At 66.0% G+C, this 21,772-nt stretch carries 17 protein-coding genes and 3 pseudogenes; 6 read left to right on the forward strand and 14 right to left on the reverse strand.

Annotated elements, in window-relative coordinates; genetic code table 11:
• The first annotated feature begins 39 nt into the window (after positions 1-39).
• Together ACWGO0_RS15550 and ACWGO0_RS15555 are read left to right on the forward strand one after the other, a co-directional pair.
• Positions 40-279 carry a hypothetical protein gene (locus tag ACWGO0_RS15550; protein ID WP_453533910.1) on the forward strand — a complete coding sequence of 80 codons (240 nt, stop codon included), beginning with the start codon at positions 40-42 and terminating at the stop codon, positions 277-279.
• A gap of 157 nt (positions 280-436) precedes the next feature.
• Positions 437-886 (forward strand): hypothetical protein, encoded by a 450-nt coding sequence (locus ACWGO0_RS15555; protein WP_453533913.1) that lies wholly within the window; start codon positions 437-439, stop codon positions 884-886.
• A gap of 102 nt (positions 887-988) precedes the next feature.
• Here ACWGO0_RS15555 and ACWGO0_RS15560 read toward each other — a convergent pair whose 3' ends face one another.
• The 7 genes from ACWGO0_RS15560 to ACWGO0_RS15590 form a co-directional block, all read right to left on the reverse strand.
• Positions 989-1,855 (reverse strand): IS5 family transposase, encoded by an 867-nt coding sequence (locus ACWGO0_RS15560; RefSeq protein ID WP_453533916.1) that lies wholly within the window; start codon positions 1,853-1,855, stop codon positions 989-991.
• A gap of 356 nt (positions 1,856-2,211) precedes the next feature.
• Positions 2,212-2,493: a hypothetical protein gene (locus tag ACWGO0_RS15565; protein ID WP_453533919.1), complete on the reverse strand. Its 282-nt coding sequence runs from the start codon at positions 2,491-2,493 to the stop codon at positions 2,212-2,214.
• Positions 2,494-2,509: 16 nt separating this feature from the next.
• Positions 2,510-2,653 carry a hypothetical protein gene (locus ACWGO0_RS15570; protein ID WP_453533922.1) on the reverse strand — a complete coding sequence of 48 codons (144 nt, stop codon included), beginning with the start codon at positions 2,651-2,653 and terminating at the stop codon, positions 2,510-2,512.
• Positions 2,619-2,759 carry an AAA family ATPase gene (locus tag ACWGO0_RS15575; RefSeq protein ID WP_453533925.1) on the reverse strand — a complete coding sequence of 47 codons (141 nt, stop codon included), beginning with the start codon at positions 2,757-2,759 and terminating at the stop codon, positions 2,619-2,621. Before ACWGO0_RS15575 ends, ACWGO0_RS15570 begins: the two co-directional genes overlap by 35 nt.
• A gap of 80 nt (positions 2,760-2,839) precedes the next feature.
• On the reverse strand, positions 2,840-3,148 hold the full coding sequence (locus tag ACWGO0_RS15580; protein WP_453533928.1) for a helix-turn-helix domain-containing protein: 309 nt from the start codon (positions 3,146-3,148) through the stop codon (positions 2,840-2,842).
• Positions 3,093-3,320, reverse strand: coding sequence for a helix-turn-helix domain-containing protein (locus tag ACWGO0_RS15585; RefSeq protein ID WP_453533931.1), 228 nt, complete (start codon positions 3,318-3,320; stop codon positions 3,093-3,095). The genes ACWGO0_RS15580 and ACWGO0_RS15585 overlap by 56 nt, the downstream gene beginning before the upstream one ends.
• Positions 3,321-3,344: 24 nt before the next feature.
• Entirely contained in the window at positions 3,345-4,184 is an 840-nt protein-coding gene (locus tag ACWGO0_RS15590) for an arylamine N-acetyltransferase family protein (protein ID WP_453533934.1), read from the reverse strand.
• 283 nt (positions 4,185-4,467) lie between these two features.
• Between ACWGO0_RS15590 and ACWGO0_RS15595 the strand changes: the two are divergent.
• Both ACWGO0_RS15595 and ACWGO0_RS15600 read left to right on the forward strand, forming a co-directional pair.
• A pseudogene (locus tag ACWGO0_RS15595) lies at positions 4,468-5,252 on the forward strand (transposase); the annotation flags it as partial.
• A gap of 554 nt (positions 5,253-5,806) precedes the next feature.
• A complete protein-coding gene (locus ACWGO0_RS15600) occupies positions 5,807-6,607 on the forward strand; it encodes a DeoR/GlpR family DNA-binding transcription regulator (protein WP_453533937.1) in 801 nt (266 codons plus the stop codon).
• A gap of 104 nt (positions 6,608-6,711) precedes the next feature.
• On the opposite strand, the gene ACWGO0_RS15605 is transcribed toward ACWGO0_RS15600, so the two are convergent.
• From ACWGO0_RS15605 to ACWGO0_RS15620, 4 genes are all read right to left on the reverse strand, one after another.
• Positions 6,712-7,851, reverse strand: a complete 1,140-nt coding sequence (locus ACWGO0_RS15605; protein WP_453533940.1) for an IS630 family transposase — start codon at positions 7,849-7,851, stop codon at positions 6,712-6,714.
• A gap of 50 nt (positions 7,852-7,901) precedes the next feature.
• Positions 7,902-9,227, reverse strand: coding sequence for a tetratricopeptide repeat protein (locus ACWGO0_RS15610; protein WP_453533943.1), 1,326 nt, complete (start codon positions 9,225-9,227; stop codon positions 7,902-7,904).
• A 254-nt stretch (positions 9,228-9,481) separates the two neighbouring features.
• A complete protein-coding gene (locus tag ACWGO0_RS15615; protein ID WP_453533946.1) occupies positions 9,482-10,423 on the reverse strand; it encodes an NEW3 domain-containing protein in 942 nt (313 codons plus the stop codon).
• Positions 10,424-10,507: 84 nt separating this feature from the next.
• Positions 10,508-11,950: a Gfo/Idh/MocA family protein gene (locus tag ACWGO0_RS15620; protein WP_453533949.1), complete on the reverse strand. Its 1,443-nt coding sequence runs from the start codon at positions 11,948-11,950 to the stop codon at positions 10,508-10,510.
• An 854-nt stretch (positions 11,951-12,804) separates the two neighbouring features.
• Between ACWGO0_RS15620 and ACWGO0_RS15625 the strand changes: the two genes are divergently transcribed.
• Complete coding sequence (locus ACWGO0_RS15625; protein ID WP_453533952.1) at positions 12,805-14,754, forward strand: hypothetical protein; 1,950 nt, start codon at positions 12,805-12,807, stop codon at positions 14,752-14,754.
• Between the two features lie 1,467 nt (positions 14,755-16,221).
• On the opposite strand, the gene ACWGO0_RS15630 is transcribed toward ACWGO0_RS15625, so the two are convergent.
• The gene (locus ACWGO0_RS15630) at positions 16,222-16,362 is read right to left on the reverse strand and encodes a hypothetical protein (protein ID WP_453533955.1); all 141 of its coding nucleotides are present in this window, start codon (positions 16,360-16,362) and stop codon (positions 16,222-16,224) included.
• 441 nt (positions 16,363-16,803) lie between these two features.
• On the opposite strand from ACWGO0_RS15630, the pseudogene ACWGO0_RS15635 reads away from it, so the two are divergent.
• Positions 16,804-17,028: pseudogene (locus ACWGO0_RS15635) on the forward strand (GNAT family N-acetyltransferase); the annotation flags it as partial.
• 163 nt (positions 17,029-17,191) lie between these two features.
• Here the strand turns inward: ACWGO0_RS15635 and ACWGO0_RS15640 are convergent.
• Positions 17,192-17,340, reverse strand: a pseudogene (locus ACWGO0_RS15640) (alkene reductase); the annotation flags it as partial.
• A 381-nt stretch (positions 17,341-17,721) separates the two neighbouring features.
• Positions 17,722-21,024 (reverse strand): discoidin domain-containing protein, encoded by a 3,303-nt coding sequence (locus ACWGO0_RS15645; protein ID WP_453533958.1) that lies wholly within the window; start codon positions 21,022-21,024, stop codon positions 17,722-17,724.
• Between the last annotated feature and the right edge of the window lie 748 nt (positions 21,025-21,772).

The following is a 21,772-nucleotide window of genomic DNA, read 5'->3' on the forward strand; positions in this document are numbered from 1 at the left end:
GCGCCCTGCGCGACGCCTCAACCGGCCGAAGGATCGCAAGTGACCACGAACGAGGCTTCCATCGCGCCGAACACCTCCAGCAGATCCCCCAGAAGACGCTCCCACCAGCTCGTCTATTCCTGCCGCAGCGAGTCCGAGTCCGTGCACGGCGAGTTCGACCTCAACCTCTGGAACCGCCGCATGATCGCCTACGGCGTCGAACGCCAAAGGATCTTCGTCCTCGGCTTCGCTCTGTCCCGGAACGCCACTAGGGGCTGTCCGGTGGGTCGTGTGAGCTGATCAGGGCCGTGGCGTAGGCGCAGGTGAGCTTCTCCGGAGGCGCCGTCGTCGGGCTCGCAGCACTGAGAGCTCGTCGCCAATCCGCCCGCCCTTGCCTGCGTCGGTCGGTTGAGGAATTGGGTTGCGGTGGAATAGGCGGATGCGGTGATACTCCGGCATGAGTAGAGACGCCGAGGTCATCGTGCTCGCCCGCTGGTCGGCCGAGGTGATGGAACCGCTGACCCAGGACGACCCGGAACGCACGTGGCGAGGCCGCTTCGTCCCGATCGCGGGGCACTGGGGCTACGAGTTCGGGTGGGCCCTGGAGTTCGAGAAAGTGCGTGCCCGCAAGGGCCTGCTCAGGCACCTGGAGTCGCTGCCGTGGCCGCATCCGCATACGGTGCAAGTTCTGCTTCGCGACCAGGACGACGACTGCTTCGGGCTATGGATGTTCCAGGAGGGCCAGCTGGTGGAAGTCACCATTCCGCGCACCGAGCGTTTCCACCAGCCGGCACCGCCCAATGAGGACTTCGAACCCGACCCGGGCATGCTGCTGCGCACCGATCAAGACAGCGCTCTGCCCGAGCAGACCCCGGAAGCACGCCGCGACACCCGCTCACCCTGGTAGACCGAGTTCGACAGCTCATCTTGGGACGTCAGGGCTGTCGACGCGCGCGCTCAGCGAACTGTGCCCACTACCCGGCTGCCGATAAGCCCTGAACGGGGCGTTTCACTGCGGACGGAGCCATAGCCGGATCGCGGCCACGGTGACCGTCCCGTGGGCGTACGCCCGTTTGTCGAAGCGCGTGGCGACGGCTCGGAAGTTCTTGAGCCGGTTGATGGTCCGGCGGCGGTAGATCGTCTTGTCGAAGACTGTGGGCCGACCTCCTTGGCTGCCGCGGCGCCGCCGGTTGGCCCGCTGGCCTCTCGGTTCGGGGATGGTGTGTTTGATCTGGCGTCTGCGCAGGTGACGCCGATTACGGCGTGATGAGTACGCCTTATCTCCCCCGACATGGTCGGGCCGAGTGCGCGGTCGTCCACCAGCCTGCCGGGGCACACGGATCTCTTCCAGGACGGGAATCATCTGCGGTGCGTCCCCCAACTGGCCGGGCGTGATGACAAACCCGAGCGGGCGACATCCACCTTCCCCGGCAAGGTGGATCTTGCTCGTGAGCCCGCCTCGCGAGCGCCCCAGGGCCTCATCGGGCCGGTGACGCGCCGGGCTCCTGCGCCGACCCGGGATTTTCGGGGCGCGGGTGGAGGCGCCGGCCGCGTGCTGATGAGCGCGGCAGGTCGTGGAATTGACGCTGACCATGCTCCAGTCGATCCGGCCCTCGGCATCGGCGTCGGCCTGGACGGCCCGCAGGATCCTCTCCCACGTGCCGTCCGCCGACCACCTGCGATGACGGTCGTGGACCGTCTTCAAGCCACCGAAGCACGGAGGCAGGTCCCTCCAGGGGAGACCGGTCCGCTGCAGGAACAGAATCCCGTTGATCACACGACGGTGGGATCGCCAGCGTCCGCCCCGCCCGCGATTCGTCGGCAAGTGCGGCTCCAGCCGAACCCACTCTTCATCCGACAGACCTCCCCGCCCCATGTCCCACAAAACGAGTGCCCAACGGGAGCGTCACGCGACCCATCGGACACGACCTAGCCACCAGATCCAACAAGAGCACCGCATCAGCACCGTCCAGGAACGGTGTGAAGACGTCGGAGGTTCATTGGAAGGGAGGTGCGGAGGAGCCCCGTCGCCGTGCGGTCCGTTTGCGAGTTCGCGCCGTTCGGCTCACATGCGCAAGGTGATCGTGACCGCGGTCACTCGCAACATCGTGGCCAGCGCGGGGATCAGCACCACGTCCGGAATCACCCCCTCTGGAAGCCCGCCACCCGACTCAAGTGACTGGTCTGTACAGCGAACGGGTATTCCAAGATTTTCGTAGGCGCTGATCGGCGTCAGTCGGCGGTCAGTTGCGCAGTGCCTCTGAGGAACGCCTTGATGTCGTCCAGGCTAGGCCGGTACCCGTTCGACGTGTTCACCGTCAGCGTCGGCATGTCGAGCGAGATGGGCTTGAACTTCGTGTAGGAGAATCGTCCGGAGGCGATCGCGTCGAGAAGCTCCTGGTCGGCGTGGGCGGCCCGATAGGCCGGGTCCTCGGCACGCCGGACGATACGGTCGCGGGCGACGACCGACGGTGTGATGCAGCGCACAACCCGGATCTGCGACAGTGCGGTCAAGGAGCAGTCCGCGCTTTCACAGCTGGTCCTGGAACGCGGCCTCGGCGACCGTAGTCGTCCCTGCCGTCAGCAACGCGGTCAATACCTTGAAGAAGACGTCCAGCATCCGGTAGTCGAGGGGATCGTCACCGCCGATGTGGTGGCCGGGCGTGGCCAGCAACCATGCCCTGCTTGATCTCGTCCCGGATGAGTGCGGGACATCCCAGTCGCTTTGCGACCTCCCGGGCCAGGGCCGTCTTGCCGGTCCCCGGTGGCCCGCTCACCACGACCAGTGTGGGCAAGGTGCTAGAACTGGGGAATTACGAGATGCAACAGAACCTCATTGTATTCGTACGGTGCTGCGCGCTCAGCGTTCGGTCACAGTTCTCAACCCTACGATGTGCGGATTAGTGGACAGTTTGAAGGTCTCCGACCGGTGCGGCTGGAGGCCGAATGCCCGCCAGATCCGTGACCCCGACGACTGCGAGAGGCCCAACTCTTTAGCCATCGACCGCGTCGACCAATGCGTTGCGTTCTTCGGTGTGGATTGCAGCGTCCGGGCGACCACGTCGGCGACCTGCTCGTCCGTCACAGTCCTGGGGCCGCCCGGACGTGGCATTTCACCCAGACCGGTAATCCGGCTGCACGAACCGGGCCCGCCAGCGCCCCACCGCATGAAGTGTGGAACCGAGTCGAGCAGCTACATCCTTGTTCGAGGCACCCTTCGCGCAGGCCAAGATGATCCGGACCGCAGAGCCGCCGGGACGTTGCCGCACCCACTCATCGAGTGCAACCTGTTCCCCGTCCGACAGTGACAACTCGGCCTTTGGCCGCCCCGTCCGCGCCATGGAAGAAATTCCTGACTCAGAACACTAGAGAGGCATGCCATCCGGTACCGAGATGCCGAACTCGACGGTCAGCACGCGGGTGAGCTCTTCGCTGCCGGAGAGCTCCCGCTCCTTGCGGGAGCCGTCCGCGCAGGTCTCGACGAGCTGGCGGCCGCTGAGCGCGAGATGGCCGTCCGGTGTCGCGCGCTGGACATACAGGAGGTGGGAGAACGGGGAACGAGGGTTGGTCGCGATGTGCCAGTTGATGACCTCGAAGTCCGGCGCCTCGAACGGCTCCAGGGTGAACGCGTACTGATCGGTCCACTCGTCGTCCTCGCGCGCCTGGAGTACCCACAGCTCCAGCGGCCCGCGGTGCGGCCGGTGGACCAGGCGGTGACGGCGGTTCGCGGCCTGGAACTCGGTGTTCGCGACCAGGGGGATCGCTTCGAGCAGGGCTCCGTCGGAGCCGAAGCCGACATCTGCCAGGTACGGGACCGGCTCGCCAGGCACGTCGACGAGCAGCAGCATGTGTGTTCGGGGCCTGCTAGCGCCGCGGGCGCCTAGCAGGACCCGCGCGTTCAGGAGCGTGATGCGGAAGCCGAAGACGTCGAGGACGGCGGCCAGCAGCGTGTTGTGCTCGTAGCAGTAGCCGCCCCGGCCGCCACGGACTAGCTTCGCCTCAAGGTCTGGCAGCGCGAGTGAAGGGGCCGAACCACCGATCGATTCCAGGTTTTCGAAGGGGATGCCGTATAGATGGGCACGGTGCAGCGACTGGAGCGTCACGGCGTCCGCCCGTCGCTCCCCGGTCCAGCCGATCCGGGCGAGATAGGCGTCCAGGTCCAGCTGAGCTTTGGAGTCCTGCGGGCTTTCGTCGTTCATTGCCATTCTCCCGACTCTACGCAGCCAGGAGCGGCAGGACCTCGGCCTGCAGGCGGTGTGGTCCTGGTTCTTTTGGCCTAGGGCCAACGCCAGTGACTTTGCATTGCGCAAGGTGCCTCGCCGCCGACCTTTCGTCTCGGCCGCGCTTGAAACAAAGGACTCCCCGATCGCTGCCTTATGCAGCATGCTTTACGGCACTTATTCCGTGTTTCCCGGAGCAGGATCAAGCGGCCTGGCACCAGGACGGGGACGGTCAGCCACGCTTCCGGCGTCCGCAAGCGCGGCAGGTCTGGAGGCTTGGAAGAACCGGCACCGTTCCGTGAGCGGCGACCAGGCCGCTATCCGACGAGGGAGATCGTGAATTCGATCCTCTACCAGTCCCGGACCGGCTGCCAGTGGACCCTGTTGCCGAACGACCTGCCGCCGAAGAGCGCGACGTACTACTTCTACTACTTCGCTGCCTGGCGGGAGGATGGCCCGACCAGCAGATCCATGAACTCCTGCACTGCCAGGTGCGGGAGAGGAGCCGGCGGTTAGAGGACCCGACCCTGGTGATCCTGGACACTCAGAGTGTCCGAGCGGCCACTGAGGTCCCCGCGGTCACGACGGGCAAAGACGCCGCGAAACGGGTGCCCGGCCGCAAGCGAGGACTGGCCGAGGACGTCCTTGGCCTGGTCATCGCTGTCACCGTGGTGGCCGCGAGTGTCCAAGACAACACCGCCGGCATCGCTCTGCTCGACCAGGTTGCCGTCGCAGCCGGCGGCTCGGTCAGCAAGGCCTTGGGCGACAGGGCTTCAAGAACCAGGTCGTCACGCACGGGGACGCCCTCGGCATCGACGTCGAGATCCTCCGGCGCAACCCCGAGGAGCGAGGATTCGTTCCGCAGCCGAAACGGTGGCGGGTGGAGCAGACGTTCGGGACCCTGATACTGCACCGGCGCCCGGTCCGCGACTACGAACACCACCCGGCCTCCTCCACCTCACGCGTCTACTGAGCCATAACCCACGTCATGGCCCGTCGGCTCACGACACGACCACGCTCACCTGGCGCGATCCGCAGGTGGTCAGCGCGTGAACCTCCACCCTCCTTCAGGAAGAGGCAGCCCGGGCGCTGACCGACGATCTCCGCACCCAGATCGACACCCTTCAGACCCAACTCCGCGAGGCCGAACTGCGTCTGGAACACCTCGCCATCACCCGCACGCCCATCACCGGCCTCGCCGATCGAATCCCGGTCCAGCGCCCCGACCTGTCAGGAAGTCTGGAGCTGCCCGAGCACCCGGACTACCCGCGCATCCGCGCCGTCTTCAACGGCGCCACCGGCCCCAGAGGGCCCGCCACATCTGCCAGGCCCTCGACTTCGAGCTCCTGCCGAAACACTTCGAACACATCCGAGCCAAGATGAAACGCCTGGTCACACTAGGAATCCTCACCGAGGCTGAGCCCGGCACCTTCAGTAAGAAGCAGTAACCAAGTCCGGATCGGACATCAACTTACGATCCGCCCGCTTTACGAATGTTTGCTACGTGTGGAGCAACAGCAGTGCAGACAACTAAGTCAAGAGGCAGGACTACGATCAGATGCGCGCATGCTCATCGAAAGCTCAGAACGACCCAAGGAGCCCGACACATGTCCAAGCACGAGCGGTGGAGCAAACTACTGGAGTTGCTGGCCGCCGAGGGCAGACTGGAGGTCGAGGAGGCCGCAACAACGCTCGAGGTCTCGCCCGCGACCATCCGTCGGGATCTCGACGAGCTCGCCGATCAGCAGATGCTCGTACGCACACGGGGCGGAGCCGTCGCCCACGGCGTCTCCTACGAACTGCCGCTTCGCTATAAGTCCTCGCAGCATGCGCCTGAGAAACAGCGCATCGCTGCGGCCGTAGCCGAGTTGGTCGGCGCGGGTGAGGTCGTGGGTCTCAACGGGGGCACGACCACGACCGAGGTAGCAAGGGCGCTGGCGCTACGCACAGGCAATAGTGGCCAGCGGGACTCCCCGCAGACCTGTGTCCCCGCGCTTACCGTTGTCACCAACGCCCTCAACATCGCCGGTGAACTCGCCGTACGCCCTCAGATCAAGATCGTGGTGACCGGCGGCGTAGCCCGACCCCAGACGTACGAGCTGGTCGGCCCGCTGACCGTGGGCGTGCTGAACGAGGTCGTGCTCGACATCGCCGTCCTCGGTGTCGACGGCGTCGACAGGCAGTTGGGCCTGATGGCCCACCAAGAGGACGAGGCAAACATCAGTCGGCTATTCGCCGAGCGGGCACGCAGCGTTGTCGTGGTCACCGACTCGTCCAAGATGGGCAAGCGCGCCTTCGCAAGGATCTGCGGACTTGACCGCGTCGATGTGTTGGTGACCGATTCGGCGCTCCCCCACGACATGGCGGCCAGCCTGACAGAGGTGGGCATCAAGGTCTTGGCCGTCTGAGCTGTGGTTGGCCCACGGAACCGCGCGACGGCCGCAGCGCCCTGCTGATCCATCCCGTATTCCCGGTGATCTTGCCGGTGATGCTCACCTCCGCTAGTGCCGTATCAAGCAACGTTTGCCCTGCTGACGATGGCGCGTAGGCGCCGGTCGCTGGCGTGGCCGTTTCGCCAGATGATGTAGCGGCGGATCATGCTGCCCTGTTCCTTGTGGTCCGCGTGGTCGGTGCCGTCGAGGGTGAAGTAGCGCAGGGCGGTGAACTGGGCTTCGATGCGGTTCAGCCAGGAGCTGTCGGTAGGGGTGTAGGCGATCTCGACGTTGTTCGCCGCGGCCCAGATTGCAACGCGTTGGCATCTCTTGGTAGTCAGGTGCGGGGAGAAGGAGAAGTTGTCGCAGACGATCGCGATCCGAACCGTCGAGGGATAGAGCGCGCGGAGGTAGCGGCAGAACTCCAGGAACTGGGTGCGACGCTTGATCGGCTTGATGTGGCCGTAGAGCTTGTTCTTGGCCAGGTCCAGGGCGGCGAACAGGTGCCGCACTCCGCCGTAGCGGTTGTAGGTTGCCCGCCGCCGTCGGCGCGGTTCGCGGTCGGGGTCCTTGTGATTGCCGCCGCGTTCAGCCCATTGCCGGCCCGGGTGCGGCATCAGGTTGAGCGGGCCGAACTCGTCCAGGCAAAAGACGACGTCGGGCTCACCGCCCTCCGGCATGACATCTCCGTCGGCGATCGCGTAGAGGTGCTCAACGAGGGCCTTCTTGGCCGAGTAGTCGGGGTCGCTGGACGTCTTCCAGGTCTTCAAGCGTTGGAAAGAGACGCCTTCCTCGCGGAGCATGATGCGCAGGCCCTCGTGGCTGATGCCGCCGACCACCCCCTCGGCGACCAGGAAGTCCGCCAGCTTGGTCAGACTCCAGGTCGAGAACGGCAGGTCATGCTCGGTCGGCTTGGACTTGGCGATCTTCTTGATCTCGCGCCGTTCGGCCAGCGTGAACGTCCTGGGCGGGCCGCCCCTGTATTTGGGGTAGAGCGAGTCGAAACCGTCGGTATTGAAGTTGTGGATCACGTCCCGAACCCGGTCGTCACTGGTAAACGACACCGCGGCGATCCTCGCTACCGGCACCCCCTGCGCGGACAGCAGCACCATCTGGGCCCGCCGCCAGGTCACCACCGACCCGATGCCCCTGCGGGTTATCCGCAGTAACCGCGTGCCCTCATCGTCATCGATTTCGCGAACTTTTACACGCTCTGACATCCACATAGGATCTCGCCGCTGTGCCAGGTCCAAGAGCAGAACGGTTTCGTCTACCCCCACCGACTGGCTGCGCGGAGATCGGCGATAGAGGGCATGCTGTCCATCGCTTCCTCTGCACGTCCGTGTTTGATGAGGAGCGCGGCCACCTCCCACGCCGCCACATCGGCATCTGCCCGGAGCAGGCCGAGAGCCTCTTCGACGCGTCCTGACTGCTCCAGGATCCACGCGGTGCTGGATGTCAGTCCGTACAGGTCCGTCGGCAGGGTCTTGGCGTAGGCGAGAGCTTCCTCGTACCGGCCTGCCTCGCCCAGCAGCCCTATCCGGTTCGTGTGGAACCAGGATGAGTGCTCGTCGATGTACTCGGCATCGCGCTCGTCCAGGATGGCTAGGGCGTCATCGAAACGCCCGGCCTCGGCAAGAAGGTGGATGACGCTTTCGAGAAGGCAGGCGTCGTGCTGGTCGAACGTGGGTCGTCCCACCTCGACGGCTTCCTCGATCCGGCCCTGGCGCCCCAGCAGTTCGATCAATGGCCAGCGGAAGCGGTCCCACTCGTCGGCCGCAATGAAGCGTCGCAGGACGGTCTCCGCCTCGTCGGCCAGGCCGCGGTCTTCGAGGGCCCTGGCGTAGTACGGCAAGCCGACATGCGCGTGCTCCCCCATGCCCAGTTCGCGCAGTTCATCTATGCGACCGTTGCGCTGGAGGAGCTCGGCATAGGCGGTAAGCGTGTTCCCGACCAGGAAGCGGCCAGCGGCTATGTCTGCCCCGAGTACCCGGACGGCCTCGTCGACGCGGCCCGCGCGTTCCAGGACCTGGGCCTGAAGGTCCTGCGCATTACTGACCTCGAGGTTCCATCGTTCCTCACCGCGGGCGCTACGGGCCCGCTCGGCCTTCGGTGCGAGCAGTTCAATAACCCGCTCGTCCCGGTTGCGTCCCTCGGTCAGCTCGACCAGGACGGACAGCAGCCATCCCCGGTCCAGATGCGGGGTGAGAACGGCGATCGCTTCATCCACCTGCCCCGCCTTGACCAGCAGCTCCGCGAAGTCGCGGCACACGTGCTCCGACGCCAGCCCCGTATCGTCCGGGCGGCCCCAGTCCAGCGCCTGCTGTACCCGTCCCGCTTGCACCATGATGTCGGCAACCGCCCAGCGTGCTGGCTCCCAGCCAAGCTCGACAAACGGCTCCAGTACGCCCAGAGCCCGCTCGAACTCCGCTATCCTGCACAGCTCGCGCCCTGCCGCCCTCGCGCAGGACCACGCTCCCCTTGAAGCTGCCCGGACCAGCAGCTCCACGTGCCCCTGCTCTACCAACAGGTCCACCAACACGGGCGGGTAGCCACCGAGACCCCGTGACTGCCACTTAAGATCATCAATATTCACGGGCTGAGCGTACGGCCGCCCACTGACAAACCAGCGGCACCATAATCCGGTCGCTCAGCTAGCCGACCGTCGACAACGTGTCTCCCTCTAGCCGTTTCGACGCTCCTCAGCTGCACCGCTTTGACTGGTGCGCAGCGAGTCGTCCCTCACGACAAGGCAAACGTTGCTTGATACGGCACTAGATGCAGGCGAAGCTGCCCCGCCGACGAAGTCCAGGGGCAGCTCTCTCCTACGAGGTCATGATGCGATCGGCATCAGGGAGCGATGGCCATGTCGAAGAGGTGGATGTTGCCGTTGCTCGGCAGGACCACGAACTCGACGTCCTTGGTCGCGTCGAGCGGAATCGAATGAGCAAACACGCGGTAGGCGATGCCCGCGTTTCCGTATCCACTTGGGCGGTTGCGGCCGTCGGAGGACGCGACCAGCGTTGCGCCGTGGGCATTCGCGGGGTCGAACCCCCAGTTGGGGAAGCCGAACGAACCCTTGGTGGAGGTGCCGTCCTTGTAGTACACGGTGGCACTTCCGGTTGCGCTGCTTCCAACACCGGACCCCAGGAAGACGAGCTTGCTTCCCTGGCCGCTCAGGGCTACGGCCTGTCCTGCACTCGACACGTTGTTTTTGGTGCCGCTGGGCACGTCGGGCCAGGCCAGTTTCGCGCCAAGGGCGGTCACCGACGCACCGCGGGTCAGCCCGACGACCGCAAGCTTCTGGGCAGAGAAGCTGTTGCCCGAGCCATCGTAGTTACCCGGCGCGGTATTGGTCTCGTCGGTGATCGCGACACCGTTGTAGGCGGCTTTGAGATTGGCCACGGGGTCGCCCGAGCGCTGGGAACGGGTAGCGGTGGCAAAGCCTGCTCCGTCACCCCCCTTGTACGACGCGGTCGCGGCGAACGTCCGGACGGTGAACCCCGACCGCTGTTCAGGCACCTGGATCATGAAATCCGTGTCTACGGCCTCCTCAGGAGCCAAGGTGCCATCCACACTGCGTTCGGCGGGCTGTACAGCCCAGCCCACCGGTCCGGCGAACGACACCTTCAGCGACCGCATCCGGTCGGGACCGACGTTCCTGACAGTCACCTTCACCGCCGAGATGGCCGGCCCCTGGAGGTCGACCGGGGCTATGGTCACTTCCGTTTGCGCGGCGGCGGGCGCCGGCTCGGGTTCGGCGGCTGACGCTTGCGTGGGGACAAGCAGCATCACCCCTGCCGTAGCGATGGCTCTGAGAGCGGTGTTCAGTCGGGCTAGTCTCACTGCTTGTCTCTTTCTCTAGAGTGCGGTTAATCAGGCGACCGGTGGCATCTCGGACGAACGAGAGTCCAAGCCTGTGCGCAGATTGACCCAGGAGCCGCGGGTGAAGTCCGGGACCTTGACCGGACGGCCGCCCGCGGCAAGGGACTTGACGCTCAGGGGTACGGGCGCGCACCAGGTGGCGGAGTCGTACACGTCGATGTCGGGTACCAGGCCGGCCCGCATCAGCTGGATGGTGCGCCACTGCAGGACGTAGTCCATGCCTCCGTGGCCGCCGTTGTTCGCTGCGTCGTCACCGATCTTCTTCCACAGCCAGTGGTCGAACTCCTTGCGGTAGGTGTCGAACGCTCGCCAGGAGTGGCCGCTGTGATCGGGCTCGACGTAGATGCGGCCGCCGCCGGTTGCCATGACTCCCGCGTAGTCCTCGAAGATGCCGCGGCTGCCTGCGAGGGTGTTTATCCGGCTGTACGGGCGCGGTGAGCTCACGTCGTGCTCGGCCCGGATGACCCGCCCCTTGTCTGTGTCGATGAGGCAGGTGACCAGGTCGCCGTTGACGTACGTCTCCTGCCACGCAGGGTGCGACTTCGGAATGAAGCGCTCGCGGTAGTCCGCCAGCCCCTTCGGCTCGGTCGCGGTGGCTCTCAGCGTCGTCATGCGGTCGCCGCGGTTGATGTCCATGGCCGCCGCGATCGGTGCCAAACCGTGCATGGCGTAGAAGGAAGCGGTGCTGCGTGTGTGCCAGAGGCGGCGCCAGGAGTCGGTGTAGTACGTGTTGGAGAACAGCAGGGAGCGCAGGTCGTGCAGATAGCCGCCGTGCCCGTTGGTAATGTCGCCGAACAGGCCCTCGTGCGCCATTTTCAGCATCGCCAGCTCATTGCGGCCGTAGCTGCAGTTCTCCGCGAGCATCAGATGACGCCGGGTCACCTCTGAGGTGTCAACCAAGTCCCACAGTTCGTCGAGCCCGGTGGCGATGGGCAGTTCGACGATGACGTGCTTGCCGGCCAGCAGCGCAGCCTTGCCCTGCTCGTAGTGGAACTCCCACGGCGTGGCGATGTAGACGAGGTCGATGTCATCGCGCAGCAGCATCTGGGCGAACGAATCGTCGGAGCCGCCGTACTCGGCCGGACGGGGCTTGCCCGCCTTGACCAGCTCGTCCGCGAGGCGCTTCGCACGGTCGGCACGGATGTCACAGACAGCGGTGACCTGCGCTCCGGGCACGATGGACCAGCCCTTGGTCATGCCGAAGCCGCGGTTGCCGAGGCCGATGGTGGCGACCCGGACAGTTCTGTACTCGTCGTACGGCGTGTTGACCATGGAGGTCTGGCCGGCGCGACGGCGCGGATCGGAGGCAGGGACCTCTGCGGCGGCGTGGGGTGTAGCAGATGCGGCGGCACCGAAGCCGACAGTGGCGATAGCGCCTGCAGCCGCTGCTCCTCCCAGAACCAAACGCCGTGATACTGCGGGGATTTCAGGCATGAGAGAACGCTCCTGGGTCCGTGGGTCGGTCAGCCTGGCGGTGAAGACTCTGGCGGGGTGAACGCGACCATGTCAATAGATGCTCTCTATGTCGGATCTATGAACAAAAACAAACAACGAGGTTGAAGGGTGGAGTGCGCCAGCCAGACTGTGTGACATGAGGCAGCCTCCTGCTTGCTCATCGGGCGCACCGCCGGACTCTGCTCCGAACTTCGCACCGCCGCCCCGAGGTGCGCCGCATCAATCCGGAAGGCTGCGGCCATCCGGCAGAGGCAGTTCGCAGCCGGGCCGAGTCAGGGGGTGCCGTCGCCGACAGAGAGGATCCTGACCTCGCAACGAGTGGGGTGGCTCCAGACCGTGGCCCGCCAGTTACCGGCGCCGTGAACCATCGAAAAGGCCGAAGATTCGGCTATCAATCCGTCCTGAGTCTTGACGCCCCCACTGGGATACATCCATCCTCAAGCCAGTGGTGTAGTCCAATTCTCCGTCGTGTTCCTGGCAATCCCAGGCGTGCTCACGGTGGGCCTCCCCTGCTTGTAACGGCAGGCACGGCGAACGGGCTCGCGACGACATGCGCCACATTTCCGCGCCCGAAAACCCGCCCCAGCGGCAGCGCGGACTACCGCAGGTCTTCGCGCACCGCCACTCTCAGCCGCTCCTTACGCACCAAGGCTCTAATGCAGGTTGTGACGATGGGGCCGTCGTGACCTGGGCGCCACATGGAACGAACCGGAGCGGCCCGTTGCGAGTCGCACGGACGACAAGGGGCTGAGCCCACGCCAGCCCGTCGTTCCCCATCTCTCGAGCTGCCGCGTCCCCGCGACGCCGGCGCGCGTCGGGAAGAATTTCGGAGGTTGATCGTGCAAAGCGCTTCTGTTCTCGCCTCGGCGAGAGCTCGTCCTGGCTGGCAGCTGATCCGTTGGATGCTGCTCCTATCTGTGGTGTTGGGCCTCGTCTCGTCGACGACTCTGGTCAGCAGTGCCGCGACCGAGAACGAGCCGACCGCCTACGACGGTCAGCCTCGCCACGAAACGGCGCTGTTCGGTATCAAGGGCCCGAACAATGGTGCGGCACAGGCGTTCGTCACCAGCGACGGCAGGGTGGAGAAGGCGTCGCTCTACCTGTCGAGTGGCGCCGTCACCGGCACAGTAACGGTGCAGATACGAACCGTGCGCCAGGATTCCGCCACCGCAATCGCTACGAGCACACTGGACATCGCGAAGCTTGGCGGCGGCGGTGCGGGATGGCTCGACTTCCCGCTCGGCGTCGATGTCGTCCCCGGCACGACCTACTACCTCTTCGCTCAGGCGAGCACGACGGAGACCAAGCCGATCGCCTGGTACGGAACAACGTCACCGGTCGAGGGCTCGCTCACGAGCTGGAACTACGACCTCGCAGCCTTGGGTGGCTGGCGCGCGTCAGCGCTCCGGCCCGCCTTCTTCATCGACCCGACTGACACCGAGGGTTGTGGCGACCCGGACATGTGCTACCGCGGTGTACCCGCCTCCGTGCTGGCCGCCTCCACCGCCGGTCTGTACTACAACGGGACGACCACCGCCGCCATCACCCCCGTGCAAGCGTATGGTGCGTCCTACATCGACGGCAGCAACGTGTTGCAACTTCCCAGCGGGCGCTGGAGATACCTTCCTGCCGGAGCCACCGAGCCGGTGACGGTCCCCGCAAATGACCCTGGCGCCCTTGAACAAATCAAGGAGTCGCGCGCCTGGCTCGACAAGGGCAAGGTGCCCGGGAAGAAGGGAACCGAGCGCGATGTTGCCACCCGAGCCCTGCTGTCCATGAGAGCGCTCGTACAGCCCAACGGCGCTTCAGCCGCCGCGTGGTACTCCATCTGGAAGTACTCCTGGCCGCGCGACTCAAGTTTCGTGGCTGCCACTTTCGCGCACACCGGACACGCCGACGAGGCGTACCGCATCCTGACCTACAACGCATCCACCCAACGCCCCGACGGCACCTGGGAGGCACGCACCAAGCTGGACGGATCTGGGCCGCCGGACAAGCGTGCGTGGCAACTTGACGGGAACGGCTGGGTTCCCTGGTCAGCCTGGCAGTGGTACCAGACTGCGCCACGCAAGACCCGCGACGAGGACGCCGCAAAGCTGTACCCAATGGTCGAGAAGGCGGCAGACTACGCCGCCGCTTCGCTTACGGCAGAGGGACTGCCGCCTGCCGCGCCGGACTACTGGGAGCTCGGAACAGACACCGCGAACATCGGAACAGCTGCCCCGCTGCTCAGCGGTCTCAACGCCGCCTCGGATATCGCCCGACGCCTTGGCCACGATGATGACGCCGCACGCTGGTCGCAGGCCGCACAGAAGCTTTCTGCGGCGATCGGCAAGCATTTCGCACCGCTGGGCTATCAGCGCACCGTGGATGGTCTCCACGGCAGGGACAGCGCAGCGGCCTTCATGGCGCCGCCCTTCAACATCGCACCCGCTGATCTGCCTTCCGCTCTCGACTCCACCTACGCGGCTCTGCTGCGCCCGAACGGAGGTGTTGTCCCCGGCAACGACCCGAAGCACAACTGGGGTGCGTCAACCTGGACACCTAGCACCTCGTTCTTTGCCCTCGCATGGGCGGGTCTCGGGGAGGACGATAAAGCACGCTCCGTGCTCGACTGGGTGTTCTCCAAGCGAAACGTCCTCGGCGAACTGCCGGAAATGGTGAACGGCGCCGGCGACCCTTCCTCCGTAGTCCCGCTCGGCTGGACGGACTCCATCGTCATCATGACCCTGCTCCAGCTCGACGGTGGCAAGGGTCTCCCCGTGCCACCCTCGGCACACTGAGCTAGCGGCGGCGTACCCCGCTCCACGTGGGGTACGCCGCACAGATCGTTTCGTGGACGCCACCAACTTCAAGACCGTCACTTGCCTGACATGGACTTGGCCAACGTCGGCGCCAGACCGACCGGTTGAGGACGGCGACGTACAGGATCATCTCACGACCCCGGCGATCAGGTGCGGGTAGTAACCGTCGCCGAGGCGGGAGAGGATCAAACCGGATTCGTCGGCCCATCGGCCGGTAGAGCAGTGGGCGGCCCAGAAATCGCTCCCTGCGGTAGGCGGATACGCTGGCCTGCGCCGTCATCCACCAGGGCCTCCGCCGCAACGGCTGGCTCTGCCCCTCAGCCGTCAGGCGCCGCGGTACTACGCAACGCCTCCGGCCAGGGGGACGGCAGTGCGTCGAATGGCACCGCCCAGGTGACGAAGACCGGGTGGTGCATCAGAGAGTGATAGCGCCGCATGGTGGTTTTCGTGTGGCTGGGTTTCGACGAAAGCGTCCAGGCTCGTACGGTCACGCCACGCGGACAGAGTCCAGAAGGTCTTCGCGAGCGGGGCTGCGCGCAGGGAGACGCCAAGTGCTCCTTCAGATGCCAGTACCTGGCGGCGGACCGCTTGTGCCGCACTGATGAAGCGGGGCGTGTCCCGGACTCGGTGCAGTTGCAGTCGGGCGGCGAGGACCAGTACCTGCGGGGAAATCGACGAATCCATATCGTCGCTCGCGGCCGGTGTCGCGGTCCAGGGCACGATTGGCATCGTGGGACTCCCGAGGCTGTGGTTCGACTCCTGGTCCAGAGTGCGTGCCGCTGCCGCCCGGCGCGAGTCGGGATTCCGGCCAGCTCACCCACACCGGACGCGCCGGGTTGATCACTTGGGACGTGAACGTCGGCTCCACGATCTGTCGGGCCCATCAGCACGCTGCCGATGCCCGGCGCGACGGCCAGAATCAGAAGGAACCGCCGGGCGGCCGCCAGGCGGAAACTAATGATCACAGCCGGGGTCGTTCCCGCGGCGGTTGGACCACGAAGATTCACCTGGCCTGCGGACAAGGGCAGAAGCCGTTATCGCTGCTGGTCACAGCGGGGCAGCAGGGAGACAGCCCGCAGTTCACAGCCGTAACAGCCGTATGGGAAGCCACGGGTTCCTCGCCTCGGTCTGGGCAGGCCACGGGTTCGCCCGTTGCGGGTTCGTTGCGACGATGCATATTCATCGCGCGCGAACCGTGCGGATCTGCGTCGGCAGGGAATCCGCTGCACGATTCCCCAACCTGCCGATCAGGCCGGCAACTGCAACCGCGGGGGCCGTCTGGCGGGCGGTCACCGGCCTTCGGCCATGAGGACTACAAGGCCAGGCACGCAAATCGCGCTGTCGCTGGAACAGCAGGGCGGCGAGCAGGACGTGCCGCGCCTCTGGGGCGAAGCACCAAAGGTGGCTGGGCGAGGGCGCCGACGCTCTCGTCCAGCCAGGCGTTGATCAACGGTACGCCGATCCCGGTGAACGCCTTTCCGGGAAGCCGACGGCGCGGCCTTGCTTGAGCTTGGAGATCTCGTCCAGCAGTGAGTTAAAGCTGACGTTGCCCGGTTGGGCCTTGATGTCTGCCAGCACCGACTCCATGTCTTCTTCGTCATCCTCAGCGGTGCCGCCGTCCTCCGCGGTCGCGTCATCTTGGGCAGGCCCGTCGCCCGTCAGGTCGGTGAAGCCCAGCGCGCCCCGGTGATGGGTGCAGTCCTACGCCCGCGCGGGGCGGGCAACACTTTCGGACTGGGCGCTGGGGTACGGCGGGCGCGGGTGCCGCCGAAGTGCCCGGGAGGGACGGGGTGACCTGGTAGAAGCCCGGCCGTCGCCGCGCCCGTTGGCCGCGAGAATTGCCGTCAGCCCCTGGTGGACGACGGGAACGGCTCGGTAGCAACGGTGCGGCCGACGGGCCCGACGAGCCGGATAATGACGCACAACGGGGCGCGCCACCGGTTTTCGAACGTCTCGCCCAACGACTGCTGACGCCGCCACCGTGCGTCAACTCCGCCGTAAGCGAGCCAAGCCGGGTAGGAAGCTCGCATGCAAAAGGGCAGCAAGATCGGGCTGAGGGCCCGGGACGAGGACGACATCCCCAATCTGCGGACCGAGCTCTACGACACTGTGGTCAACTCCGCGCGGGTCAAGGCCGGGCAGCGGCGGCCGATCTCACCCGGTTCGAAGGACCCGCGGCTCGTGGTGGACGACACGGCGCAAGGCAGCGTCGCATTGTCCGTGGTGGAGCTTGAAGGAGGCGAACCCGTTGGGGCAGGCGGACAGTGTCACGGGTCCTGCACAGTTTTTCGATGACTCTCACGCTGACACAGTAGGGCTGACAAACCGCGCAAAGTACAAAGTATTTGATTGTGGACTCTGTGATCTGCGTGTCTGCGCAGCCTCCATGCCAGACGGACGCCGGTTCCGGCATCTCGGCCAGCACAGGGTAGTCGGTGTAGCCGGTCGCGCCGCCGGTGTACATCAGGCCCTGGCCCGCACCGGATTGAGCGGTGTGCCGATGCGCAGTCGGACGACCAGGTCGGGGTTGGTCAGGAAGGAGCGACCGAGGGAGATCAGGTCGGCTCGCCCGTCGGCCCGGACCGCTTTGAGACCGAGGACCTCGTGTGGCCGGAGCCGGCTGGGTGCGTCATGACCCAGCGCAGTGCCTGTTGCGGTTTGGCCAGTGCCGGTGGTGGAGGGGGGTCTCGATGCCCTGCTTGAGCTGGCGGACGTCGCGATTGACGACCGTGCGGTCGCCGCGAAGTCCGTGGAGTTCACGCATCGGTGCCGGAGTGCTCAGGGAGGGCCCAAAACTCACTCGCGGAGTTCTGGGCCCTCCCTGTTTCCGTTCCCGGCGGCCAGTACCTCTCGGACGGTGCCAGGATCCAACGGCTGGCACACACCTGCCCGGTGTATCCCCCCTCCTGGGCGGAAGACGGGGGACGCAGCGTCCCTTGGCTACCCTTACGAGCCGCTCAGTGCCAGCGAGTCGACGTTGACGGCGCAGTCGTCCTGTGCCGTGCATATCAGGGTCATCGGGGTGATGCCCTTCTTCAGCTCGACGGTGACCCTGACGGCTCCCCAGGTGTCCCAGTTCGCTGTCACCGGGAACGACACCCGGGCCGGGGAGCCCTCTGTCAGGTCCAAGGTCATGGTGCGGGTCTTCGCCTCGTAAGGCGGCTTGGAACCGCCGACGGAATTCGCGTACCGGACCTCGAGCGTGTAGGTGCCCGCGGTGGGCGCCTTCAGGTGAGCGGTGATCCCGGCGCCGGTGCTGTTGAGCCGGTCGACGAATCCGGTGCCCGTGTAGCCCTTATGGTTGGTGTTCACTCCAGCCTTGCCGACGAGCCTCGTCTTCTCCGCCTCGCACGTCTCGCCCGAAGTGCATGGGTCGACGACGGCCAGAACTACGCCCGCCCGGTCGGTAATGGTCTCCGTGCCCGTCTCACGGGTGGCGGTGGCGGTGAAGTTCACCTCGCCCGAGGGAGTGCCGGCCGGTGTGGTGACCTGCCATGCGACCTCGACCGTCTGGCCCGGTGCGACCTGCCCAAAGGTGCGGTCGCTCTGCGGGGTGGGCTTCCACGCCTCCGGGGCCTTCAGCGCGAGCGCGACGTCCCTGGCCGGGGACGAACCAAGGTTGGTGTACTTAGTGACGACCGTGGTGGGCTCACCGGCTTCGGCGAACTCCGCCGTCGTCGCCGCCTCCACGACGGCCGCGTACCGGCCACCGGCGACCGCGAACTCGGCGATGCGGGGCTTGTCCCCTGCGTCGTCGCCCGCGGTGAAGTGCAGCCGTACGTAGCGGGCCTGGACAGCGGGGAAGCGTATGTGGTCGGTGCCACCGGCCCTCGGGGCGACGGTCTCCCTGGTCGTCCACGTCTTCGCGTCCTTGGACGTCTGCACCTCGTAGCCGAAGGAACCGTTGCCCGACCGGGACACCGATGCACCCGCGACCCTCTGGGAACGACGCAGGTCGACGCTCAGCTCGGCATCCGGCTTCTCTGAGGCCCAAGCGGTGCTGCTGTTCCCGTCCACGGCGGCCGCCGGGTAGTAGCTGCTTTCGGAGGAGTCGGCCGTCGCCGGCGCGCATCGCGCCGCATTGCCGGTCGGCTCCAGATCGGGGCGCCCGGTGTCGATCCGCACAGGAGCGCTGTCGGTCAGCCGCACCTTCCCGGACGGCGTTTCAATCGTCCCCGACGGTCCGCTGAGAAGCCTCACGGTGGTGGTCTTCGGCCCGACGAAAATGGACAGTTCGCGCCCCTGCCACTTCAGGCGCTCGAGCGTGACGCCGTCGGAAAGTTGCGGGGGCAGGGTCGGGTTCAACTCCAAGCCGTCAGTCTTCCAGCGGAGTCCGGCCAGTCCGTACGGGAACGTCTGGAGGAAGCCACCTGCCCCGGTGAGGAAGGTGAACGCCGGAGCGCCCGCGTTGTCTCCAGCCTTGTCACCGCGCGACTCGGAGAACTGTGCGAAAGGCTCGCGGATGAACGGCTGGACCGATCGGAGCAGGTAGGTGTAGTCCACGCAACCAGGGTCGCCGATTGCCGCAGCGGCGATCATATGGACGGAGTCCGTCATCGCCGGACCCTCGGGGTCGGTGCGTGCCGCGTAGTAGTTCAGGTCGTTGCGTGCAACGTCCTTGGGCATCGGCCAGTTGTACGGGTGCTGCATCAGGACGGTGTCCGCTTGCTTGACCTTCTGACCGGCGTACCCGTCGTACTCGGGGTGCGTGCCCGTCGCGGCGTCGAACGGAATCCTCAGCTTGTCGGCGATGGCCGCCCACTGGCCGGGGGCTGCGGAGCCAACGATCGCGGCGGCCTCGGTCGCGAGTCGCAGGGTGGTGGCCGCCCCCGCGTTGGTCGAGACATTGTCGTCGCCGTGCGAGTACTCGTCGGCGCCCGCCACCTTCCTCACGCTGTACGAGCCGTCGGCGTTCGCGGTGACCCGCGACGCCCAGAACTGGGCCAGTGCCTCGATGACCGGCCAGCCGGTGGACTTCAGCCACTCCTTGTCACCAGTGGCCTGGAAGTACTGCCACTGGGACAGCGCGATGTCACTCTGCAGGTGAGCCTGAGTGTTGTAACAGGGCCCAACGCCGGTGCAGTCGCCCGTGAGCGCCGAGGTCCACGGATACAGCGCGCCCTTGAAGTTACCGCCCGTCGCGTTCCTCTTCGCCTGCTCCAGGGTGCGGTAGCGGTAGTCGACGACCGACTTGGCGAGTTCGGGATGAGTAGCAAGCAGCGCCGGGAACATCCAGGTGTCAGCGTCCCAGTAGACCTGACCCGCATACGTGTCGCTGCTCAGTCCCGCCGGCCCCAGTGACCACGACTGGCCCTCTCGCACGCTGGACAGCAACGAGTAGAAGCTGCCGTTGATCCAACTCTGCATACGGTCCTGGCCCGGCACCTTGATCTCCGTGCGCCACAGCTCGGCCCAGGCGTCGGTGTGCTCGTCGAGTATCTTCGTCCAGCCGTCCCCGGCTGCGCCGGTCGCGGCGGCCAGCGCGGCCGCCTCGGGGTCCTCGCTGGTCTGCTCCGTGTCGAGGCCGACGAACTTGGTGAACTCGTAGGTCTCCCCTGCCTTCACCGGGAAGGACAGCCGCTGGCCGGCAGTTAGTCCGCTTGCCTCGACCGCCTTTGACGCGGCGGGTTCGACCGACCCGGAGTGGGTCAGAGTGGAGGCGATCGTGCCGTCGATTCCGTTGCCCACTGTCGCGAAGGACACCCGCGAGGTGGAAGTGCCGGCATCGAATCCGGTACCGGTCCCGGTCAGCCGCCGTGCGCCGGCACCGTCCAGCAGGTCCGTCACCGAGGCCGTGCCCGACCAGCGCGGGGTGAGGGTCAGCCGCACAGCCCCCACATGTGCGCGCTCGCGGTCCGCGAGCACCTCATAGGTGAGGTCTGTCGTACGGCCTGAGGCCGAGCGCCAGGATGCGGTGGTGGTGACCAGACCGCGCCGTACATCGAGTTCCTGCCGGTAGGACTCGAGTGTGCTGTTGGGTGCGGCCGCGTAACTGTCATCGCCTTCTGCGGTGGTGGCGAAGTCCAGAGTTGACCAGGTCGGCAGCGCAGCCAGGAACTCATTCCTGCCCTGCTTGGCGAACAGCCCGGCCGCGTGTGCTCCGTCGTATCGGGGCGTCCACAACGGATGCCCGGTCGGACCACCGCTGGCGTAGTAGCCCATACCCTTGGCCGGGATCCGCTGTGAGAGGTAGCCATTGCCCACGTAGGCATGTGCGTCGTAGTCGTTGCTGGGCTCATCGGCGGCCATTCGCCAGGGGCTCGATGCCGAGCCCTCGCCCGCCCGTTGACCAAATGCCGCCTGTGCCACCCCGTCGTCGCCGGATGCTGTGCCCGGCAAACCGAACGTCATCGCCAGCGCGGCCGCAGCCAGGCACAACGCACCGTACTTCCTACTTCTGTACCCCATGACACCTCCCAGACCCTTGCGTGAAGTTGCTCATTACTGACTCCTTTGAGCATTAACGTGCATCCAAACAGTGAACGCAGCGGACGTCTACGGTTGCGCATGCGTTTGTTTCCAGAACTCAAGGTCGTTCACTCTTGCCAGCCGGGAGCGGCGGGCTGCGCAGCACCGTGACCTCTCGGTCCCCGGCCGAACCGTCCCGGGTCGAATCCCAGCAGCGAACACACACCTGATTTCGTGAGGGTGCAGTACGCGTCGTGATCGAGACGGGCAGGCCGATGCCGGAAGTCGCCAAGGAGTCCTGTGTGATGGCGTCCCGTGGAGTGGTGTAGCTGATCTTGGCGGGGTGTGCGCCTGCTTTGAGCTGTCATGTGCGTCGGCTGCGAGTGAGTGCTCCCTGAAAACGATTGACAGCGGCCAGTTCATTCGGCTCTGGTCAATCTTTCGGGATGACCGTGCGTAACCAACCCCCAACTCCCATGTTGATCATGCATGTTGGGAGATCGCATCGCCGAAGCCCTACTGCCGCATCTGGCGGGTGTCGCGATAGAGGACATACGAGCCGAGGGAACGAGTATCCGAATCACCGCCT

Source organism: Streptomyces sp. NPDC055749 (genome assembly GCF_053617235.1).

Bases quoted from the DNA above. Each gene is read 5' to 3' on its own strand.
- ACWGO0_RS15555 (WP_453533913.1), top strand. From the start codon at position 437: ATGAGTAGAGACGCCGAGGTCATCGTGCTCGCCCGCTGGTCGGCCGAG.
- ACWGO0_RS15585 (WP_453533931.1), bottom strand. From the start codon at position 3,320: ATGGCGCGGACGGGGCGGCCAAAGGCCGAGTTGTCACTGTCGGACGGG.
- ACWGO0_RS15615 (WP_453533946.1), bottom strand. From the start codon at position 10,423: ATGCTGCTTGTCCCCACGCAAGCGTCAGCCGCCGAACCCGAGCCGGCG.
- ACWGO0_RS15600 (WP_453533937.1), top strand. From the start codon at position 5,807: ATGTCCAAGCACGAGCGGTGGAGCAAACTACTGGAGTTGCTGGCCGCC.
- ACWGO0_RS15620 (WP_453533949.1), bottom strand. From the start codon at position 11,950: ATGCCTGAAATCCCCGCAGTATCACGGCGTTTGGTTCTGGGAGGAGCA.
- ACWGO0_RS15590 (WP_453533934.1), bottom strand. From the start codon at position 4,184: ATGGCAATGAACGACGAAAGCCCGCAGGACTCCAAAGCTCAGCTGGAC.
- ACWGO0_RS15580 (WP_453533928.1), bottom strand. From the start codon at position 3,148: ATGCGGTGGGGCGCTGGCGGGCCCGGTTCGTGCAGCCGGATTACCGGT.
- ACWGO0_RS15560 (WP_453533916.1), bottom strand. From the start codon at position 1,855: ATGGGGCGGGGAGGTCTGTCGGATGAAGAGTGGGTTCGGCTGGAGCCG.
- ACWGO0_RS15645 (WP_453533958.1), bottom strand. From the start codon at position 21,024: ATGGCCGCCGATGAGCCCAGCAACGACTACGACGCACATGCCTACGTG.
- ACWGO0_RS15605 (WP_453533940.1), bottom strand. From the start codon at position 7,851: ATGTCAGAGCGTGTAAAAGTTCGCGAAATCGATGACGATGAGGGCACG.
- ACWGO0_RS15630 (WP_453533955.1), bottom strand. From the start codon at position 16,362: ATGGAGTCGGTGCTGGCAGACATCAAGGCCCAACCGGGCAACGTCAGC.